This window comes from Anaerolineales bacterium (assembly GCA_025808555.1).
Lineage (GTDB): Bacteria > Chloroflexota > Anaerolineae > Anaerolineales > UBA11579 > JAMCZK01.
This window is the reverse complement of sequence record CP075526.1, coordinates 2,228,101-2,243,062: the sequence shown is the minus strand read 5'-3', so window position 1 is coordinate 2,243,062 and position 14,962 is coordinate 2,228,101. Positions and strand designations below refer to the sequence as shown.

At 63.2% G+C, this 14,962-nt stretch carries 15 protein-coding genes and 1 tRNA gene; 8 read left to right on the top strand and 8 right to left on the bottom strand.

Going from position 1 to position 14,962, the window contains the following annotated elements:
- Positions 1-22 precede the first annotated feature (22 nt).
- The 4 genes from KIT08_11165 to KIT08_11150 all read right to left on the bottom strand — a co-directional run bounded on the left by KIT08_11165 (position 23) and on the right by KIT08_11150 (position 4,539).
- Positions 23-1,591 (bottom strand): NAD(P)/FAD-dependent oxidoreductase, encoded by a 1,569-nt coding sequence (locus tag KIT08_11165; GenBank protein UYN89641.1) that lies wholly within the window; start codon positions 1,589-1,591, stop codon positions 23-25.
- Positions 1,591-3,195, bottom strand: a complete 1,605-nt coding sequence (locus KIT08_11160) for an NAD(P)/FAD-dependent oxidoreductase (GenBank protein UYN89640.1) — start codon at positions 3,193-3,195, stop codon at positions 1,591-1,593. The genes KIT08_11165 and KIT08_11160 overlap by 1 nt, the downstream gene beginning before the upstream one ends.
- On the bottom strand, positions 3,188-4,390 hold the full coding sequence (locus tag KIT08_11155) for an aminomethyltransferase family protein (protein UYN89639.1): 1,203 nt from the start codon (positions 4,388-4,390) through the stop codon (positions 3,188-3,190). Before KIT08_11155 ends, KIT08_11160 begins: the two co-directional genes overlap by 8 nt.
- A gap of 70 nt (positions 4,391-4,460) precedes the next feature.
- Positions 4,461-4,539: transfer RNA gene (locus KIT08_11150), tRNA-Asp, on the bottom strand.
- A gap of 22 nt (positions 4,540-4,561) precedes the next feature.
- Here KIT08_11150 and KIT08_11145 point away from each other — a divergent pair.
- The gene (locus tag KIT08_11145; protein UYN89638.1) at positions 4,562-6,205 is read left to right on the top strand and encodes a hypothetical protein; all 1,644 of its coding nucleotides are present in this window, start codon (positions 4,562-4,564) and stop codon (positions 6,203-6,205) included.
- 41 nt (positions 6,206-6,246) lie between these two features.
- Here KIT08_11145 and fabD read toward each other — a convergent pair whose 3' ends face one another.
- Positions 6,247-7,191, bottom strand: coding sequence for an ACP S-malonyltransferase (gene fabD / locus KIT08_11140; protein ID UYN89637.1), 945 nt, complete (start codon positions 7,189-7,191; stop codon positions 6,247-6,249).
- Between the two features lie 160 nt (positions 7,192-7,351).
- On the opposite strand from fabD, the gene KIT08_11135 reads away from it, so the two are divergent.
- Together KIT08_11135 and KIT08_11130 are read left to right on the top strand one after the other, a co-directional pair.
- Positions 7,352-8,269 (top strand): AraC family transcriptional regulator, encoded by a 918-nt coding sequence (locus tag KIT08_11135; protein UYN89636.1) that lies wholly within the window; start codon positions 7,352-7,354, stop codon positions 8,267-8,269.
- The gene (locus KIT08_11130; GenBank protein UYN89635.1) at positions 8,266-8,700 is read left to right on the top strand and encodes an SRPBCC family protein; all 435 of its coding nucleotides are present in this window, start codon (positions 8,266-8,268) and stop codon (positions 8,698-8,700) included. Before KIT08_11135 ends, KIT08_11130 begins: the two co-directional genes overlap by 4 nt.
- A gap of 64 nt (positions 8,701-8,764) precedes the next feature.
- Here the strand turns inward: KIT08_11130 and rpmF are convergent, their stop codons facing one another.
- From rpmF to prfB, 3 genes are all read right to left on the bottom strand, one after another.
- Positions 8,765-8,950 carry a 50S ribosomal protein L32 gene (gene rpmF, locus KIT08_11125; protein ID UYN89634.1) on the bottom strand — a complete coding sequence of 62 codons (186 nt, stop codon included), beginning with the start codon at positions 8,948-8,950 and terminating at the stop codon, positions 8,765-8,767.
- A 114-nt stretch (positions 8,951-9,064) separates the two neighbouring features.
- On the bottom strand, positions 9,065-9,973 hold the full coding sequence (locus KIT08_11120; GenBank protein UYN89633.1) for a cation transporter: 909 nt from the start codon (positions 9,971-9,973) through the stop codon (positions 9,065-9,067).
- 61 nt (positions 9,974-10,034) lie between these two features.
- Positions 10,035-11,090 carry a peptide chain release factor 2 gene (gene prfB, locus KIT08_11115; protein UYN89632.1) on the bottom strand — a complete coding sequence of 352 codons (1,056 nt, stop codon included), beginning with the start codon at positions 11,088-11,090 and terminating at the stop codon, positions 10,035-10,037.
- Between the two features lie 88 nt (positions 11,091-11,178).
- On the opposite strand from prfB, the gene moaC reads away from it, so the two are divergent.
- Genes moaC through fabF form a run of 5 tightly spaced genes read left to right on the top strand, consistent with a single transcriptional unit; the run spans position 11,179 to position 14,905 of the window.
- Positions 11,179-11,667: a cyclic pyranopterin monophosphate synthase MoaC gene (moaC, locus tag KIT08_11110; protein UYN89631.1), complete on the top strand. Its 489-nt coding sequence runs from the start codon at positions 11,179-11,181 to the stop codon at positions 11,665-11,667.
- Between the two features lies 1 nt (position 11,668).
- Entirely contained in the window at positions 11,669-11,842 is a 174-nt protein-coding gene (locus KIT08_11105; GenBank protein UYN89630.1) for a hypothetical protein, read from the top strand.
- On the top strand, positions 11,839-12,555 hold the full coding sequence (moaD, locus tag KIT08_11100; protein ID UYN89629.1) for a molybdopterin converting factor subunit 1: 717 nt from the start codon (positions 11,839-11,841) through the stop codon (positions 12,553-12,555). Before KIT08_11105 ends, moaD begins: the two co-directional genes overlap by 4 nt.
- Positions 12,555-13,652: a pyridoxal-phosphate dependent enzyme gene (locus KIT08_11095; GenBank protein UYN89628.1), complete on the top strand. Its 1,098-nt coding sequence runs from the start codon at positions 12,555-12,557 to the stop codon at positions 13,650-13,652. Before moaD ends, KIT08_11095 begins: the two co-directional genes overlap by 1 nt.
- 20 nt (positions 13,653-13,672) lie before the next feature.
- Positions 13,673-14,905, top strand: a complete 1,233-nt coding sequence (gene fabF, locus KIT08_11090) for a beta-ketoacyl-ACP synthase II (GenBank protein ID UYN89627.1) — start codon at positions 13,673-13,675, stop codon at positions 14,903-14,905.
- Positions 14,906-14,962: the final 57 nt, after the last annotated feature.

Here is a 14,962-nt window from a genome sequence, read left to right as displayed (position 1 = left end):
CGCAGGCGGATGCCGGTAGGGGTCATTGCTCTTGCAGGGCTTGCTCAGCCGCCAGCAAGCCGGGCAGCCCGGTCAGGCCGCCGCCGGGGTGGCCGCCCGCGCCGCAGATATACAGGCCGCGCGGTGCGTGGTTGCCCAGGCGGTAGCCTACGCTGCCAGGCACCGGACGCTGCAGCAGCAACTGGTCCAGCCCCATCTGGCCGTGCATTTCACTGCCGCCCGCCAGGCCGTAGTCTCGTTCGTAATCCAGCGGGGTGATTACGCGGTGCTCTTCCACCAATGTGCGCAGGTTTGGTGCGTATTCCGCCAGCGTTTCAAGCACCATGTCGCCTAGGCGCTCGCGCTCCGCGTCCCAGTTGCTTTCGGCCAGCGTGTACGGCGCGTAACGCACCGTGACTGACAAGGTGTGCTTGCGCGCCGGCGCCAGCGTGCTGTCCAGCAGGCTGGGGATGCGCGCGATCAGCACCGGCGCGGCCGACAGCCGGCCGTGCTTGGCATCGTCGTAGGCTTGCTCGGCATAGTCCAGGCTGGGGCTGATGATGATGTCACCCTGCAGGTGCTCCGGGTGAGCGACAGCCGCCAGGAACTGCGGCGCGCCGCTCAGTGCGAAGTGCACCGTAGCGGTGCTGCCGCGCAGCTTCAGGCTGCGGAAGCGGCGATACAGGCGCGGCGCCAATTGCGCCGGGCCAAGCAGCTTCATGAAAGTAGTGTGCGGGTCAGCATTGGAGAGCACCTGGCGAGCGCTGATGCGCTCGCCATCCTCAAGCTCCACGCCGCTCACGCGGCCGTCTGCGGATAGGATGTGTGCCACGCTCACGCCGGTGCGGATCTCGGCCCCGGCCAGTTTGGCTTCCTTGGCCAGGCCGTCGCTCACCGCGCCTACGCCGCCTTGCACGATGCGCTGCAGGTTGCCGCCCATGTGCTGGTATAGCAGTATGAAAGCTGTGCCGCTGGCTCGCGGGCCTTGCATCACGCCGGTGGTGGCATAGGCTGCATACAAGCCCTTGATGGCCTCGCTCTCAAAATGCTCGTTGAGCCAGGTTGAAGCGCCCATGGGCAGCACACGCATGAAGTCCATCATGTCTTTGGCACCCAGCCGGCGCAGTTGCAGGGCCAGGCCGGCCCAGGCCATCAGCAAGCGGGCGGGGTTGTAGGTCAGGCTGGGCGGGCGCAGATGGGCCATCTTGGAGAGAACGCCGGCGAAGCGTTCCAGCTGGCGTGAGAATTCCCAATAGGCCTGGGCATCCTTGGCCGAGCGGGTGGCCAGTTCCATGGCTGTGCGCTCGGTGTCGCGCCAGATGGTCACGCCGGTGCCATCCGCTTGCGGCGCAAAGGCGCGCACAGCCGGCAACACGAAAGCCGGCGAATGCTGGCGAAACAGTGAGAACACCGCCTCGGGCAGCAGGTTGGCGTTGGGCGCGCCGGTGTTGAAGCGGAAGCCGGGGATCAGCTCTTCGGTACTGGCTGCGCCGCCTACTTGGGCGCGGCGCTCCAGCACCAGTACGCTGCGTCCGGCCCGCGCCAGCTTGAGCGCGGCCACCAGGCCGTTGTGCCCGCCGCCGATGATGATTGCGTCGTACGAGGCAGCCATTAGTTCAGCCCGCCTTTGCCGGCGTCTTTGAGGATCTCGATGGCGGCCAGGCGGCCTGGCGCCCCGGTGATGCCGCCGCCGGGGTGGGTGCCCGAGCCACACTGGTAGTAGTTGGTGATCGGCGTGCGGTACTGGGCGTAGCCCGGCGCCGGCCGCAGGAAGAACAACTGCGACAGACTGAGCTCGCCCTGGAAGATGTTGCCGCCGCTCAGGCCAATGGTCTGCTCAATATCCCACGGTGAAAGCACCTGGCGGTGCAGGATCAGCTTTTTCAAATTCGGCATGTATTCGCTCAGCGTGTCCACCACCGCGTCGCCAAACGCTTCGCGCTGGCTGTTCCAGTTGCCCTCGGCCAGCGTATATGGTGCATACTGCACAAAACACGACATGACGTGCTTGCCCGGCGGAGCCATGCCGGGGTCGATCGCCGAGGGGAAGATAATGTCGACGTACGGCTTCTTGGCAAAGCGGCCATACTTGGCTTCGTCGTAGGCCCGCTCAATGTAATTCACGCTGGGGCTGATGGAGATGGCGCCGCGCATGTGCTCGCCAAAGCCGGGAAGGCAGCTGAGCTCGGGCATGCCGTCCAGCGCCAGGTTGACCTTGCCGGAGGAGCCGTAGCTGTCAAACTTTCCGACTCGTTCCACCAGGTCACTCGGCAACTCGTCCTTGTCCACCAGCTTAAGGAAGGTCAGCTTGGGATCCAGGCTCGAGATGATGCGTTTGGCATAGATCTCGTCGCCGTTCTCCAGCGCCACGCCCACGGCGCGGCCGTTGCGGGTAATGACGTGCGCCACACGCGCTTCGGTGCGCAGTTCGGCGCCAAGCGCGCGCGCCGAGCTGGCGATGGCTTCGGCCACGCCGCCGGTGCCGCCGCGGGCGAAGCCCCAGGCACGGAACACGCCGTCAATCTCGCCCATGTAGTGATGCAGCAGCACATAGGCGCTGCCCGGCGAGCGCGGGCCAAGGAAGGTGCCGATGATGCCGCTGGCCGAGAGCGTAGCGATGAGCGGGTCGGTCTCGAACCACTCTTCCAGAAAATCTGCCGAGCTCATTGTCATCAACTTGGCCAGGGTGTAGATGTTCTCCTCGCCCAGGCTGAGGAAGTGCTTGCCCAGCTTGAGCAAAGCCAGCAACTCGCGCGGGTCAAATGAGGTCGGGTCGGGGGGCCGGATGCTTAGAATGTATTTGACCGCCTTGGCCATGTGATACATGGCGTAGCTGTATTCACGATACGCTTCGGCATCTCGCGTTGAGAACTGGCTGATGTTGCGGAAGGTGGCCGCCGAGTCTGGCCCGCGATAGATATAGCGCCCATCGGGCAGGGGGGTGATGGTCGATTCGAGCGGAAGGATGGTGAGCCCATGCCGCACCAGGTCCAGCTCGCGGATGATCTCCGGCCGCATCAGGCTGACCACATACGAGAACACGCTGAACTTGAAGCCTGGGTAGATCTCTTCGCTCACCGTGGCGCCGCCCAGCACATGGCGCTGCTCCAGCACCAACGTCTTCAGGCCGGCGCGCGCCAGGTAGGCCGCGTTGACCAGGCCGTTGTGCCCACCGCCAATGATGATGGCATCGTATTGCTGGGAGGGGTTAGCCATTGGGCAGCGCTCGTTTCTGGGGCGGGTTGTAGAAAGGCATCCTGGCTACCATAGCGCTGGCGCGCTGGCGCACATATTCCACCGTGATCTCGAATTCAAGCTGGCTGCCGAGAGCGGCGTGTTCGCTGGTCACAGTGGCCAGGGCGATGTATTTCTTGAGGATGGGCGAGAACACCATGCTGGTTGCCTGGCCCACATGCTCACCATCCGCGTACACCGGCACGGCCGTACGACTGGCGCGGCCAGCCACCTGCGGCGGCAGGTGCGCCTCGCCAAACAGCCGCTCCAGGTCGTGCCAGTCCACTTCAAGTCCCACGAGGCTGCGCGGCGTGCCCGCGGCCTGCTCGGCTTGCAGGGCCTGCTTGCCGATGAAATCCGGCTTGTCCAGGTCCACCGCCCAGCCCAAGCCGATCTCGTACGGGCTGCTTTGCTGCTCAGGAATGCGGGCATGCAGGGTGCTGCTGTAATCCACCTCGATCAGCAGCAGGCCAGCCTCCACACGCAGAATATCGAGCGCGGCCAGGCCCAACGGCATGATGCCGTAGCCCTGGCCGATCTCCATCAGGCTGTCCCACAGCGCCGCGGCATGTTCGGGCGCGACCCATAGCTCGTAGCCCAGGTCGCCGGTGTAGCCGGTGCGCGTGATGGTGAGAGGCGTACCCTTGTACTCCGATTGCAGCAGGCGATAGTACGCCAGCTTGCCGAGGGCTGCTTTGGGAAAGAGCGTGCTCAGGATGGCGTAGCTGTTTGGCCCTTGCAGGGCCAACGCCGCCAGCTCGCGGGATACATCGCGCAGTTCCACATCCAGCCCATAGCCGACATCCTGCAGCCAGCGCAGGCTGGGGTCAGCCGCCGTGAGGCGGAAGTGCTGCGGGCCGAGCCGGGCCAGCGTGCCGTCATCGATCACTTTGCCGTCTTCGTCGCACCAGGGCGTGTACAGCACCTGGCCAACGCGGCTCTTGGCTACGTTGCGGGTCACCATGCGGTCAAGCAGGCGTTCCGCGTCCGGCCCGCTGATCTCGTATTTATATAGAGGGGATGCATCCATCAGCCCGGCGGCGTTGCGCACAGCGTAGTACTCCACTTCGTGGCTGGGGCCGTAGGTGATGGCGGAGAAGTAGCCGGACCAATCTCGCCACTCTTGGGTGGTGCACAGGGCAGCGGTGCGGCTGTAGAGTGGGGAGGGGATGGGCATGCGGCTGATTATAAACACAAGCCGATTGCGCACACGGGCAAACAAAAAGCCGCTCAAAGAGCGGCTTTGCTGGCGGTCCCGACGGGATTTGAACCCGCGGTCTCTGCCTTGACAGGGCAGCGTGTTGAACCAGGCTACACCACGGGACCATTAACGGCAGGAGTTTATCACATGCGCTCTGGCATAGTCAAGGTGATACCATTCCTGCGCATGCCGCAGCCCAAGCAACTCAACTTCGTCGCCATCGTGGCGCTGCTGTGCGCCGCGCTGTTCGCCGCCTTGTGGCTGCCCAACGCAGCCGCCTCTGAAGATCTCGGCATGGTGCTGGCCTTCGAAGCCGACGAGGCCATTCCTTTCCCGTATCTGCAAGACATGCTCCAGCCGCGCGACACGCTGAAGCACACCGTCGCCAACTTCTTCGCCTACGAGTATTACTTCTACGGCTTCCCGCACTTTGCGTATTCTGCCTTGCTGTTGCTTCCGCTCAAGTGGCTGGGCGAGTTGGGCAGCATGCCGCTGGTGATGGCCGTGCTTCGCAACTTTGTCAGCGTGCTGCCTATGCTGGCGGCCATCTGGCTGCTGGTCTATCTGCACACCCGCTTCAGGGATTACCGCGCGGTAGTGTTGTTCATCTTCCTGGCCTTGTTGCCGGGCGTGATGTACAACAACTTCTGGTGGCATCCAGACAGCCTGGCGATCCTGTTCGCTATGCTGACCCTGTTCTTTCTCGTGCGGGATGAACTGCGGCTCGGGCGCAACTTCTACTTCGCCGCGGTGGCCTGCGGCTTGAGTGCGCAGACCAAGCTCATCGGCGTGTATTTTGTTTTGGCCGTGCTGGTCTACTTGTGGCACGCGTACAGCGCCGGACATAGCTCGCGCCGTGTACTGCTGGCCGCGGGCGGCTTCCTGGCGGTCATGCTGGCCGCCTTCTTCGCCAGCAACCCGATCCTGCTATATGCCGGGGCGCGCAGCACCTACTTCAACACGCTCAGCTCGCAAGCGGGCCTCATGGCCGGCGGCTTTGAGCTGGAATACGCCAAAGGCCTACCGGAAGTGACCCGCATGCTGCGCGACAACTTTGGCGGCTGGCTGCTGCTGGCCGCGGCCAGCGTGTCGGCAGTGATTGCCGCCTGGCGCGGCCCTCACAAGCTGTTGCACCGGCTCATTCTCGCTTGGGCGGCGCCGTTTGCGGTGTATATGTTCGCAGGCTTTTCCATCGTCAAATTTCAGTACTGGCTGCCGGCTGCCTTGCCGCTGCTCTCGTGTCTTGTGGCTATATTGCCTGCTTCGTGGAAGGATGCGGCGGGACTGTGGCGCACCAAGCGCACCCGTGCGCTGCTCAGTGGAGTCCTGCTGGCAGTGTGGGTCTACAGCTTTGCCGGCATGCTCCCGCACGCTTTGGCGATCTACCAGACCCAGCTGGCGCGCCAAAGTAATCATCCCTCTCTAAACTTCTACACCGATGCGCAAGAGGCGCTGGCGCCGCTGCCGCCGGCAACCTACAACGTCTACGCCGATGTCAATCTGTACATCCCGGAGAGCGCCGGCTGGACCCGTAGCGCGCGCTTCGAAACTTTGGATTATGGCTTCATCCGTGAACACGCTTTCCAGCTGCTGTTTCTTAGCCAGTCACGCATTTGGGATTATTTGAATCAGGATGCTGTTGGCCTTGATCCTGAGCAACTGGCGATCAGCCGTCTTTTCTATGCCGATGCAAATGAAGGCGAGCTTGTGGGCTATTCGCTCGTATATCGTGACGACTATGGGCTGGTGTTTGTAAACCAGAGCTCGTATCAGCAATATTTTAGTGAGTAGTGCAAACTTGAAAGGGTAGGGCGCACCGCAACGCGCCCAGCTCACCCCGCCAGCTTCTCTAAATCTTCCGGGTTCCCTAACGCCATGCCGGCTGCCTCGGCGTCGATGCGCTTGAGCAGTCCGGCCAGCACGCTGCCCGTCCCCAACTCGATGAACGTGGTGATGCCCGCGGCGCGCAGCGCCTGAATGGTCTCCGTCCAGCGCACGCGGCTGGTCAGCTGGGCCTGCAAATCGGCGCGCAGGGCGGCTGCATCCGCCAGCGGCGCCGCGCTCACGTTGCCGATCAGCGGGGTTAATGGATCCACAATATTGGCCGCCGCCACCGCTTCGTTGAAGCCAGCTTGCGCGCTGGCCATCAGCGCCGAGTGGGCTGCGATGCTGACCGGCAGCGGCAGGGCGCGCTTGGCGCCTGCGGCCTTGGCCGCCTCCATGGCGCGGGCCACTGCGCCCGCATGCCCGCTGATCACCACCTGGCCCGGGCAGTTGTCGTTGGCCACCTGCACCACTTCGTCCGCCGTGCTGGCTTCGGCGCACACGCCATCCACCGCAGGAATATCAAGCCCAAGAATGGCGGCCATGCCGCCCGGCTGCTGGGCGCCGGCCTCTTTCATCAGTTCGCCGCGCCGGCGCACCAGGCGCAGCGCGCTGGGATAGTCCATCGCGCCGGCTGCCACGGCGGCGCATAGCTCGCCCAGGCTGTGGCCGGCTACGTAGGCGGGCGTGAAGTCGGGCTGCAGCGTCTGGAACACGCGCAACGCCGCCACCGAGTGCACCAGCAGGGCGGGTTGCGTATTCACTGTGTCGTTGAGTTCAGCTTCGGGGCCACCCCAGGCCAGCGTTGAGAGGCCAATGCCCAGCGTGGCGTCGGCTTCTTCAAACACCTGGCGCGCCTCGGGGTAGGCGCCAGCCAGCTCTTTGCCCATGCCCACTTTTTGTGAGCCCTGGCCGGGGAAGATGAAAGCGGTGGTCTTGGGGTCTAGGTTCATAGTGGCTAGATTGTAAGGCGAATTAACCACAGACAAGAGTGTTCTGCCAATTTCGCAAAAAATGTCGAGTAGGGACTTCCGCCGGATGCTATAGTGGCAGCGTGTTGATCCCGGCCCGCGCGCAGCAACCACTAGTAAGCACCTGCACAGCCTACTGCCCGTGCTGGTGCATATTGAGGAGCATCTGGACGAACTGCTGTCGCTCGACTGCCTGGCTGCTCTAGCTGGCTTCTCGCCGCACCACTTCCACCGCGTCTTTCAGCATATCGTGGGGGAGGCGCCCAAGGAGTATGTGCGTCGCTTGCGTCTGGAGCGTGCCGTGTACCGGCTCAAGGTCAGCCCAGATAATGTGTTGCAGATCGCGCTGGAGGCCGGGTTCAAAACCCACGAGACTTTCACCCGGGCCTTCGTACGCCAGTTTGATATCCATCCGTCCCAGTTTCGTGAGGTATTGAAGGAATATCGCGCCTGCGCCGATGAACTGATGACCCAGCATGCCTATGATGGTTTCACTGCTGAGACCCCGCTGGCGCTGCGTTTCAATATGCAAAAGGAAGCCCTCAGCGTGGAAAGACTGCCCGCTCAGCATTTGATCTTCATCCGCTACAAAGGCTACGAGACCCTGCTCGAAGACTCTCAGGCCTTCTTTGATCTCTGGGCGCCGCTGTTTGAATTTGCAGACCGGCATGGCCTCGCCTACGCACGGGAAAAGCTGATCGGCATCACGCACGATGATCCTTACGTCAGCAGCGAAGCCAACATCCGCTTCGACGCCTGCCTGCCAGTCGAGGCTCCGCTTGCCGCAGGCATAGCTGCCGGTCAGTATCCGCTCGGGTGCCGCGTCCTGCAGCCTGGGCTGTGCGTGGCCCGCCGCCACTTCGGCGGCATGGAAGAGATCGCCAAGACCTTTACCTACATCGGGGTTGAGTGGCTGCCCGGCGAGCAGTACTGCCTGCAGGCCGCGCCGCCGTTTGAGATCTACACCTGCGCGCAGGTGAATGGTCATTTGGAGCGGTTGTATACGGACGCGTATGTCCCGCTCGAACCAATCAAAACGAAAGTTAAGAGGAAACAATGAACGGTTTCGAATTCACTGAGCATATTGCCCGCCCGCCAAAAGAGGTCTTCGCCCTGATCTCCAACCCGGCCAATGGCAGCAAGTTTGTCGACAACATCAAGGAATGCAAGAAACTGACCGACGGCCCGATCGGCGTTGGCACCCGCTTTCGGGAGACCCGCCTGATGAACGGCAAAGAGGCCAGCGCCGACCTGCTGGTTTCGGCCTATGAGTCCCCGGCGCACTTCGGCATCAGCACTGAGGCCGAAGGCATCAAGGTGGAGTACCACTATCACCTCTCGCCAGAGGACGGCGGCACGCGGCTTCGCTGGGTCTGCGAGCTGGAGGCCAGCGGGCTGCGTAAGATGATGCTGCCCATGGTGGCTGGCATCATGAAAAAGGAAGACGGCGACCATTTGCAGAAGCTCAAAGCCCACCTGGAAACTGAATAGCTGGAAGTTGCACCGAAATAAAAAGACCCGCCATCTGGCGGGTCTTTTGTTTGCTGTATTCGTCTTACTCGCGTTCGACCTTTACGACCTCGCGGCCCTTGTAGTAGCCGCAGTTGGCGCATACCTGGTGGGGCAGGCGCATCTGGCCGCAGTTGGAGCAGGTGACCGTGTTGCGGGCCTGCAGCGCGTCATGGGCGCGGCGGCGGTCGCGGCGGCCCTTGGAAACTTTGCGTTTTGGAAGCGGTGTCATTTCAGTAGTCTCTCAATCAAGGTCAATTCACAAAACCGCCTGCGGTTAGGCAGGCAGGGGCGAAGTATAGCGGGTAGTGCAAGCTTTGTCAAATCCGTAGAGTGACTGATTCACTCACCTATCCAGCCCCTCGTCCTCGTAGCTCGCCACGTCGCCGATCGACTCCAGGTGAGTGAACACGGTGACGTCGCCGGTTAGTGCTGACCGCACCGCCGCCTCCACCCGCTCCAGCAGGCGGTGGCCGCGGGCCACAGTCCAGCCGCCCGGCACCAGCACATGCAGCGATACGAAGCTGCGCGCCCCTGACTGGCGTGTGCGCAAGGCGTGATACTGCACGCCTTGCGGCAGCTGGCCCTGGATGGCGGCCTGCACCGCCGCCAGCTCCTGGGGCGGAAGGGCCGCGTCCAGCAGGCCGGCGGCCGATGTGCGCACGATCTTGACGCCGCTGTAGGTGATATTGGCCGCCACCGCCAGCGCCACGATCGGGTCTAGCACCTGCCAGCCGCTTAGCGCCACCAGGCCCACCGCGGCCAATACACCCGCCGAGGTCCATACATCCGTCATCAGGTGCTGTGCATTGGCTTCCAGGCTGGCCGAATTGTGCTTGCGGGCCGCCCGCCGTAGCACTTGCGCCACGCCTAGGTTGATCAAAGACGCCAGCACCGAGACCGCTAACCCAAGGCCGATGGCTTCGATGGGTTTTGGGTTGATTAGCCCCTGGATGGCGCTGTAAGCAATGCTGCCCGCCGCCAGGAGGATTAGCACGCCTTCAATGACGCTGGAGAAATACTCGGCTTTGGTATGGCCGTAGGCGTGCTCTTCGTCGGGAGGGGCGGCGGCCAGCGTCAGCATGCCCAGCGCCATCACTGCGCCGGCCAGGTTCACCAGCGATTCGAGCGCGTCAGACAGCAGGCCTACCGAGCCGGTCACCCGCCAGGCCGCCGTTTTCAGTCCAATGGTGACCACCGCCGCGGCAATCGACAGCCACGCGTAGCGGGTGAGTTGAAGGCGCTGTGAATTCATCGGCACGATGGTACTGGGGAAGGCTCAATTAGGAAATCACGAGACTGAGATTTGCGTCTGCCTAATTCCCAACTTGCGATTTCAAGTACGCCTCAATGAATCCGTTCAACCGCCCATCCAGCACGGCCTGGCTGTTGCCTTCTTCATATTCTGTGCGGTGGTCTTTCACCAGCTGGTAGGGGTGCAGCACATACGAGCGGATCTGGCTTCCCCATTCCGCCTTCTGATATTCACCGCGCAACTCGGCCAACTCCTTGGCCTGTTCGGCCTCCAGCACTTCCAGCAGCCGCGCTTTTAGCACTCGCATGGCGTTCTCGCGGTTCTGGGCTTGTGAGCGCTCGTTCTGGCAGCTGGCTACGATGCCGGTGGGGATGTGAGTGATGCGCACGGCGGTGTCGTTCTTCTGCACGTTCTGGCCGCCCGCGCCGCCCGAGCGGAAGGTATCGATGCGCAGATCGTTCGGATTGATGTCCAGCTCCATATCCTCCACCTGCGGCAGCACTTCCACTTGGGCGAACGAGGTATGGCGGCGTCGGGCCGAGTCGAACGGAGAGAGCCGCACCAGGCGGTGCACGCCTTTCTCCGGGCGCAGGTAGCCGTAGGCGTACGGGCCGCTCACTTCGATAGTGACACTTTTGATGCCGGCTTCCTCGCCCGCGGTCGAGTCGATGATCTCGGTCTTGTAGCCCTCTTCTTCCGCCCAGCGCAGGTACATGCGCTGCAGCATTGCCGCCCAATCCTGCGAATCCGTGCCGCCCGCGCCGGCGTTGATGCTCAGCAGGGCATTGCCGCTGTCGTGCTCGCCAGACAGCAGGGTGCGCAGCTCGCGCTGGTCCACCTCGCGCTCCACCACTTCGGCCTCGGCGGTCAGCTCGGTCCGCAGGCTCTCATCGCCCAGTTCGGCTAGTTCACGGTTTTCGGCGATGCGCTGCTCCAGCTTGCGCCAGCTCTCCACCTGCTCACGCAGGGCCGAGACGCGCTTCATCAGTTGTTGGGCCTGGTTGGGGTTATCCCAAAGATCCGGTGCAGCGGCTTGCTGCTCCAGGTTGGCTAGTTCGGCTTCTTGTTTGGGCAGGTCAAAGACGCTCCAGAAGGGATTGGATGCGTTCTTGAGCATGGGTAAGGCGTTCGGCGATGTCTTGCATGCCTGCCATTATAGCGACTTAGCGCTTATCACTTGAGCGCTGAAAGCTATAATTCAAGTCATGCCAAAGGATGCCAAGTCTCTCTCGCATATAGACCCGGCGGGCAACGCCCGCATGGTGGACGTTGGTGCCAAAGATGTATCCCAGCGCACCGCCGTGGCCGCTGGCCAGGTGCGCATGCAGGCTGAGACCCTGGCCCTGGTGCGCGCTGGCCAGCTCAAAAAAGGGGATGTGCTCACCGTGGCCCAGGTGGCAGGCATCCAGGCCGCCAAGCGCACCGCAGAACTCATCCCGTTCTGCCATCCGCTGCCGCTGGAGCACATCTCGCTGGAGTTCGAGTTCGATGATGCCCTGCCTGGCATCCTCATCCGCGCCACGGCCCGCACCAGCGGCAAGACCGGCGTAGAGATGGAAGCGCTGACCGCCGTCTCGGTAGCGGCCCTGACGATCTACGACATGGCCAAGGCGGCGGAGAAGAGCATGCACATTGAGAACATCCGCCTGGTCAGCAAGACCGGCGGCGCAGGCGGCGATTACGCCGAAAGTTAGTATGACTGAGAAGTGGGAGCGCCGCGAGGCCAAGCTTGAAAAGAAGAAGCACGGCATGCGCGTAAGTGGACGCAGCATCTTCACCTTGCAGGAAATGCAGCGTAAGCGCGCTGAGGCTGCCAAAGCCGAGCCGGCAAAGGCTACACCCACCATGCGCCGCAAGAAGCGCCGATGAACACGGTCACCGTGCTGTTCTTCGCCACTTTGCGAGACAAAGCCGGCGTCTCGCAAACCCAGCTTGACCTGCCAGCTGGGGCGGATGTGGCCGCCTTCAAGCTGGCGCTGTTTGCCAAGTTCCCCCAGCTGGCAGCGTACGCTGGCGCCATGCTGGTGGCCGTCAACAAGGAATACGCTTTCGACGCGGACCCGGTGCCCGCTGGCGCTGAGTTGGCCCTGTTCCCGCCCGTGAGCGGCGGCGCGGGCGATTGGCCCACGCACTTCACTATCACCGAAGCCCCGTTGGATCTCAACGCCATGCTCGCCAGCATCACGCTGCCCAGCACCGGCGCGGCGTGCTTCTTCAGCGGTATGGTCCGCGCAGTCACCGTCCGGGGTGAAGCGTATCAAACTGAGCACCTCGTATACGAGGCCTATGTGCCGATGGCCGAGGCCAAGATGCACCAGGTCGCCGAGGAGATTCGCACCCGCTGGCCGCAGGTCGAAGGCATCGCCATTGCTCAGCGCATCGGCACGCTACTGCCGGGCACTCCTACCGTACTCATCGCTTGCACCGCAGGCCATCGCGACAGCGGCGTGTTCGAAGCCGCTCGCTACGGCATTGACCGCCTGAAGGAGATCGTGCCCATTTGGAAAAAAGAAGTCGGCCCCAACGGCGAAGAGTGGGTGGAGGGCGAGTACGTGCCCACCCAGACCGATAAAGAAGCCTGATGACAGAATTCGTCTGTGCCAACTGCCGCCGTCCATACCCTGAAACCGGAGCCCCGTTCCGCTGCCTGCATTGCGGCGGCGTGTTTGGCGTGCAGGGTGGCCTGACTTATGAGCCAGACAGCCAGACGAGCGGGCTGTGGCGCTACCGCGCCAGTTTCGGGCTGCCTGGTGACGCCGAAGCGGTCAGCCTGGGCGAGGGCAATACGCCTCTCGTGGAAGGCGCCGCCTTTGGCAAACGGCTGGCCTTCAAGCAGGAATATCTAAATCCCACCAGCTCTTATAAAGATCGCGGCAGCGCGCCGTTGCTCAGCTTCTTGAAAACGCGTGGCGTCAGCGAAGCGCTGGAAGATTCATCCGGCAATGCCGGCGCCTCCTTCGCCGCCTACGCGGCGCGGGCCGGCGTGAAGGCGCGCGTGTTCGTGCCAGACTATGCGTCAGGCCCCAAGCGCACCCAGATCGAAGCCTACGGCGCCGACCTGGTCAGCATCCTCGGCCCGCGCTCTGAGGCCGCCGCGGCCGTCCTGCGCGCCGCCGAGGGTGGGGCGGTGTATGCCAGCCACGCCTACATGCCCTTCGGCCTGCCGGGCATCGCCACCATCGCATTCGAGCTCTACGAGCAGTTGGGCAACCAGGCACCGGGCAGCATCATCGCGCCCGCCGGGCACGGCAGCCTGCTGCTCGGCATTGCGCTGGGCTTCGAAGCCCTCAAAGCTGCCGGGCGCATCGAGCGCCTGCCCGTGCTCATCGGCGTGCAGGCACGCGCCTGTGCGCCGCTGTGGGCGCTTACCACCCAAGGCCCGGCCGGCCTGGCCTGGGTCACCGAGGGCCAGACCCTGGCCGAGGGTGTGCGTGTGCGCCAGCCGGTGCGCGGCGATGAGCTGCTGCGCGCTGTAGAATCAACCGGTGGGCGCTTCCTGGCCGTGGATGAGCAGGAGATCCTGCCCGCCCGCGACGCACTGGCTCGTGCAGGGTTATTTGTAGAGCCAACATCTGCCATTGTCTGGGCAGGCCTGGGGCAGCTTTCCACCCTGGCTGCCAGCCAGTTGCCGGAGCCGGTCGCGCTCATTCTTACCGGGTCTGGTCTAAAGTCGCTTTAGAAGAGGAACTGAGGTCTAGCATGGAAAAAGTTGTCATCACCGGCATGGGGACCGTTAATCCGCTCGGAAATTCCGTTGAGCAAACCTGGGACAACGCCATCAAGGGCGTCTCCGGCATTGGCCCCATCACCTGCTTTGACCCCGAGAACTTCCTGGTCAAGATCGCCTGTGAGGTCAAGAACTTTGACATCACTGAGTACATTGACGCCCGCGAGGCGCGCCGCCGTGACCGCTATCAGCTGTTCGGCACGGCCGCCTCGGCGCAGGCCATGAAGCATTCCGGCCTGGAGATCAACGAGGGCAACGCTGCCCGCGTGGGCAGCATCATTTCGGCCGCCATTGGCGGCCTCACCGCTATGGAAGTCGGCATTGTTGACGTGCACACCGACAGCCCGCGCCGCGCCAGTCCTTTCCTGATTCCGATGATGATGCCCAACGGCTCGGCGGGCCTCACCAGCATTGACCATGGCGCCAAGGGACCGGCGCTCTCGGTCGCCTCCGCCTGCGCCTCCGGCCAAGATGGAATTGGCCTGGCCTGGACGCTGATCCGCGCCGGCGTGATCGATGCTGCCTTTGCCGGCGCAGCCGAAGCCACCATCACCAAGGTTGCCGTGGCCGCCTTCGACCGCATGCAAGCCATGTCGCGCAAATCGCTTGGCGAGGCCACCCCGCGCCCGTTTGACAAGAACCGCGATGGTTTCCTGATGGGCGAGGGTTCGGCCGTCTTCATGCTCGAAAGTGAAAGCCACGCCAAGAAGCGCGGCGCCAACATCATTGCTGAGCTGGCCGGCTACGCCTCTTCAGCGGATGCCAGCCACATCACCGCGCCGTCGGAAACCGGCGCGGGCGGCGCCCAGGCCATCAAGCAGGCCCTGGCTTCGGCCGGCATCAACCCAGACGAGGTCGGTTACATCAGCGCCCACGGCACCGGCACGCCGCTCAACGATGCGTCTGAGACGGCGGCCATCAAATCCGCCTTCGGCCAGCAGGCTTACAACATTCCCATCTCTTCCACCAAGTCGATGACCGGCCACATGATGGGCGCCACCGGTGCGCTCGAAGCGATGTTCTGCGCGCTGGCTATTCGCGATGGCATCCTGCCGCCTACCATCAACTACGAAGAGCCGGACCCTGTTTGCGATCTGGACTACATTCCCAACAAGGCGCGTGAGTCCAAGATCAAGGTTGCAATCAGCAATGCGTTCGGCTTCGGCGGCCACAATGCCGTCCTCGTTTTGCGAAAATACGAATAAAATACACTCCTTAGGAACTAGCGGGTCGCCAGCCACCCACATCGCGTTGTGGGGTGG

Excerpts from the sequence above, each read along its gene's own strand:
- KIT08_11160 (UYN89640.1), bottom strand. The coding sequence starts at position 3,195 with ATGGCTAACCCCTCCCAGCAATACGATGCCATCATCATTGGCGGTGGG.
- KIT08_11155 (UYN89639.1), bottom strand. The coding sequence starts at position 4,390 with ATGCCCATCCCCTCCCCACTCTACAGCCGCACCGCTGCCCTGTGCACC.
- KIT08_11105 (UYN89630.1), top strand. The coding sequence starts at position 11,669 with ATGACTGAGAAGTGGGAGCGCCGCGAGGCCAAGCTTGAAAAGAAGAAG.
- fabD (UYN89637.1), bottom strand. The coding sequence starts at position 7,191 with ATGAACCTAGACCCCAAGACCACCGCTTTCATCTTCCCCGGCCAGGGC.
- moaC (UYN89631.1), top strand. The coding sequence starts at position 11,179 with ATGCCAAAGGATGCCAAGTCTCTCTCGCATATAGACCCGGCGGGCAAC.
- KIT08_11165 (UYN89641.1), bottom strand. The coding sequence starts at position 1,591 with ATGGCTGCCTCGTACGACGCAATCATCATCGGCGGCGGGCACAACGGC.
- KIT08_11120 (UYN89633.1), bottom strand. The coding sequence starts at position 9,973 with ATGAATTCACAGCGCCTTCAACTCACCCGCTACGCGTGGCTGTCGATT.
- KIT08_11130 (UYN89635.1), top strand. The coding sequence starts at position 8,266 with ATGAACGGTTTCGAATTCACTGAGCATATTGCCCGCCCGCCAAAAGAG.
- KIT08_11145 (UYN89638.1), top strand. The coding sequence starts at position 4,562 with ATGCGCTCTGGCATAGTCAAGGTGATACCATTCCTGCGCATGCCGCAG.
- KIT08_11095 (UYN89628.1), top strand. The coding sequence starts at position 12,555 with ATGACAGAATTCGTCTGTGCCAACTGCCGCCGTCCATACCCTGAAACC.
- prfB (UYN89632.1), bottom strand. The coding sequence starts at position 11,090 with ATGCTCAAGAACGCATCCAATCCCTTCTGGAGCGTCTTTGACCTGCCC.
- moaD (UYN89629.1), top strand. The coding sequence starts at position 11,839 with ATGAACACGGTCACCGTGCTGTTCTTCGCCACTTTGCGAGACAAAGCC.
- rpmF (UYN89634.1), bottom strand. The coding sequence starts at position 8,950 with ATGACACCGCTTCCAAAACGCAAAGTTTCCAAGGGCCGCCGCGACCGC.
- fabF (UYN89627.1), top strand. The coding sequence starts at position 13,673 with ATGGAAAAAGTTGTCATCACCGGCATGGGGACCGTTAATCCGCTCGGA.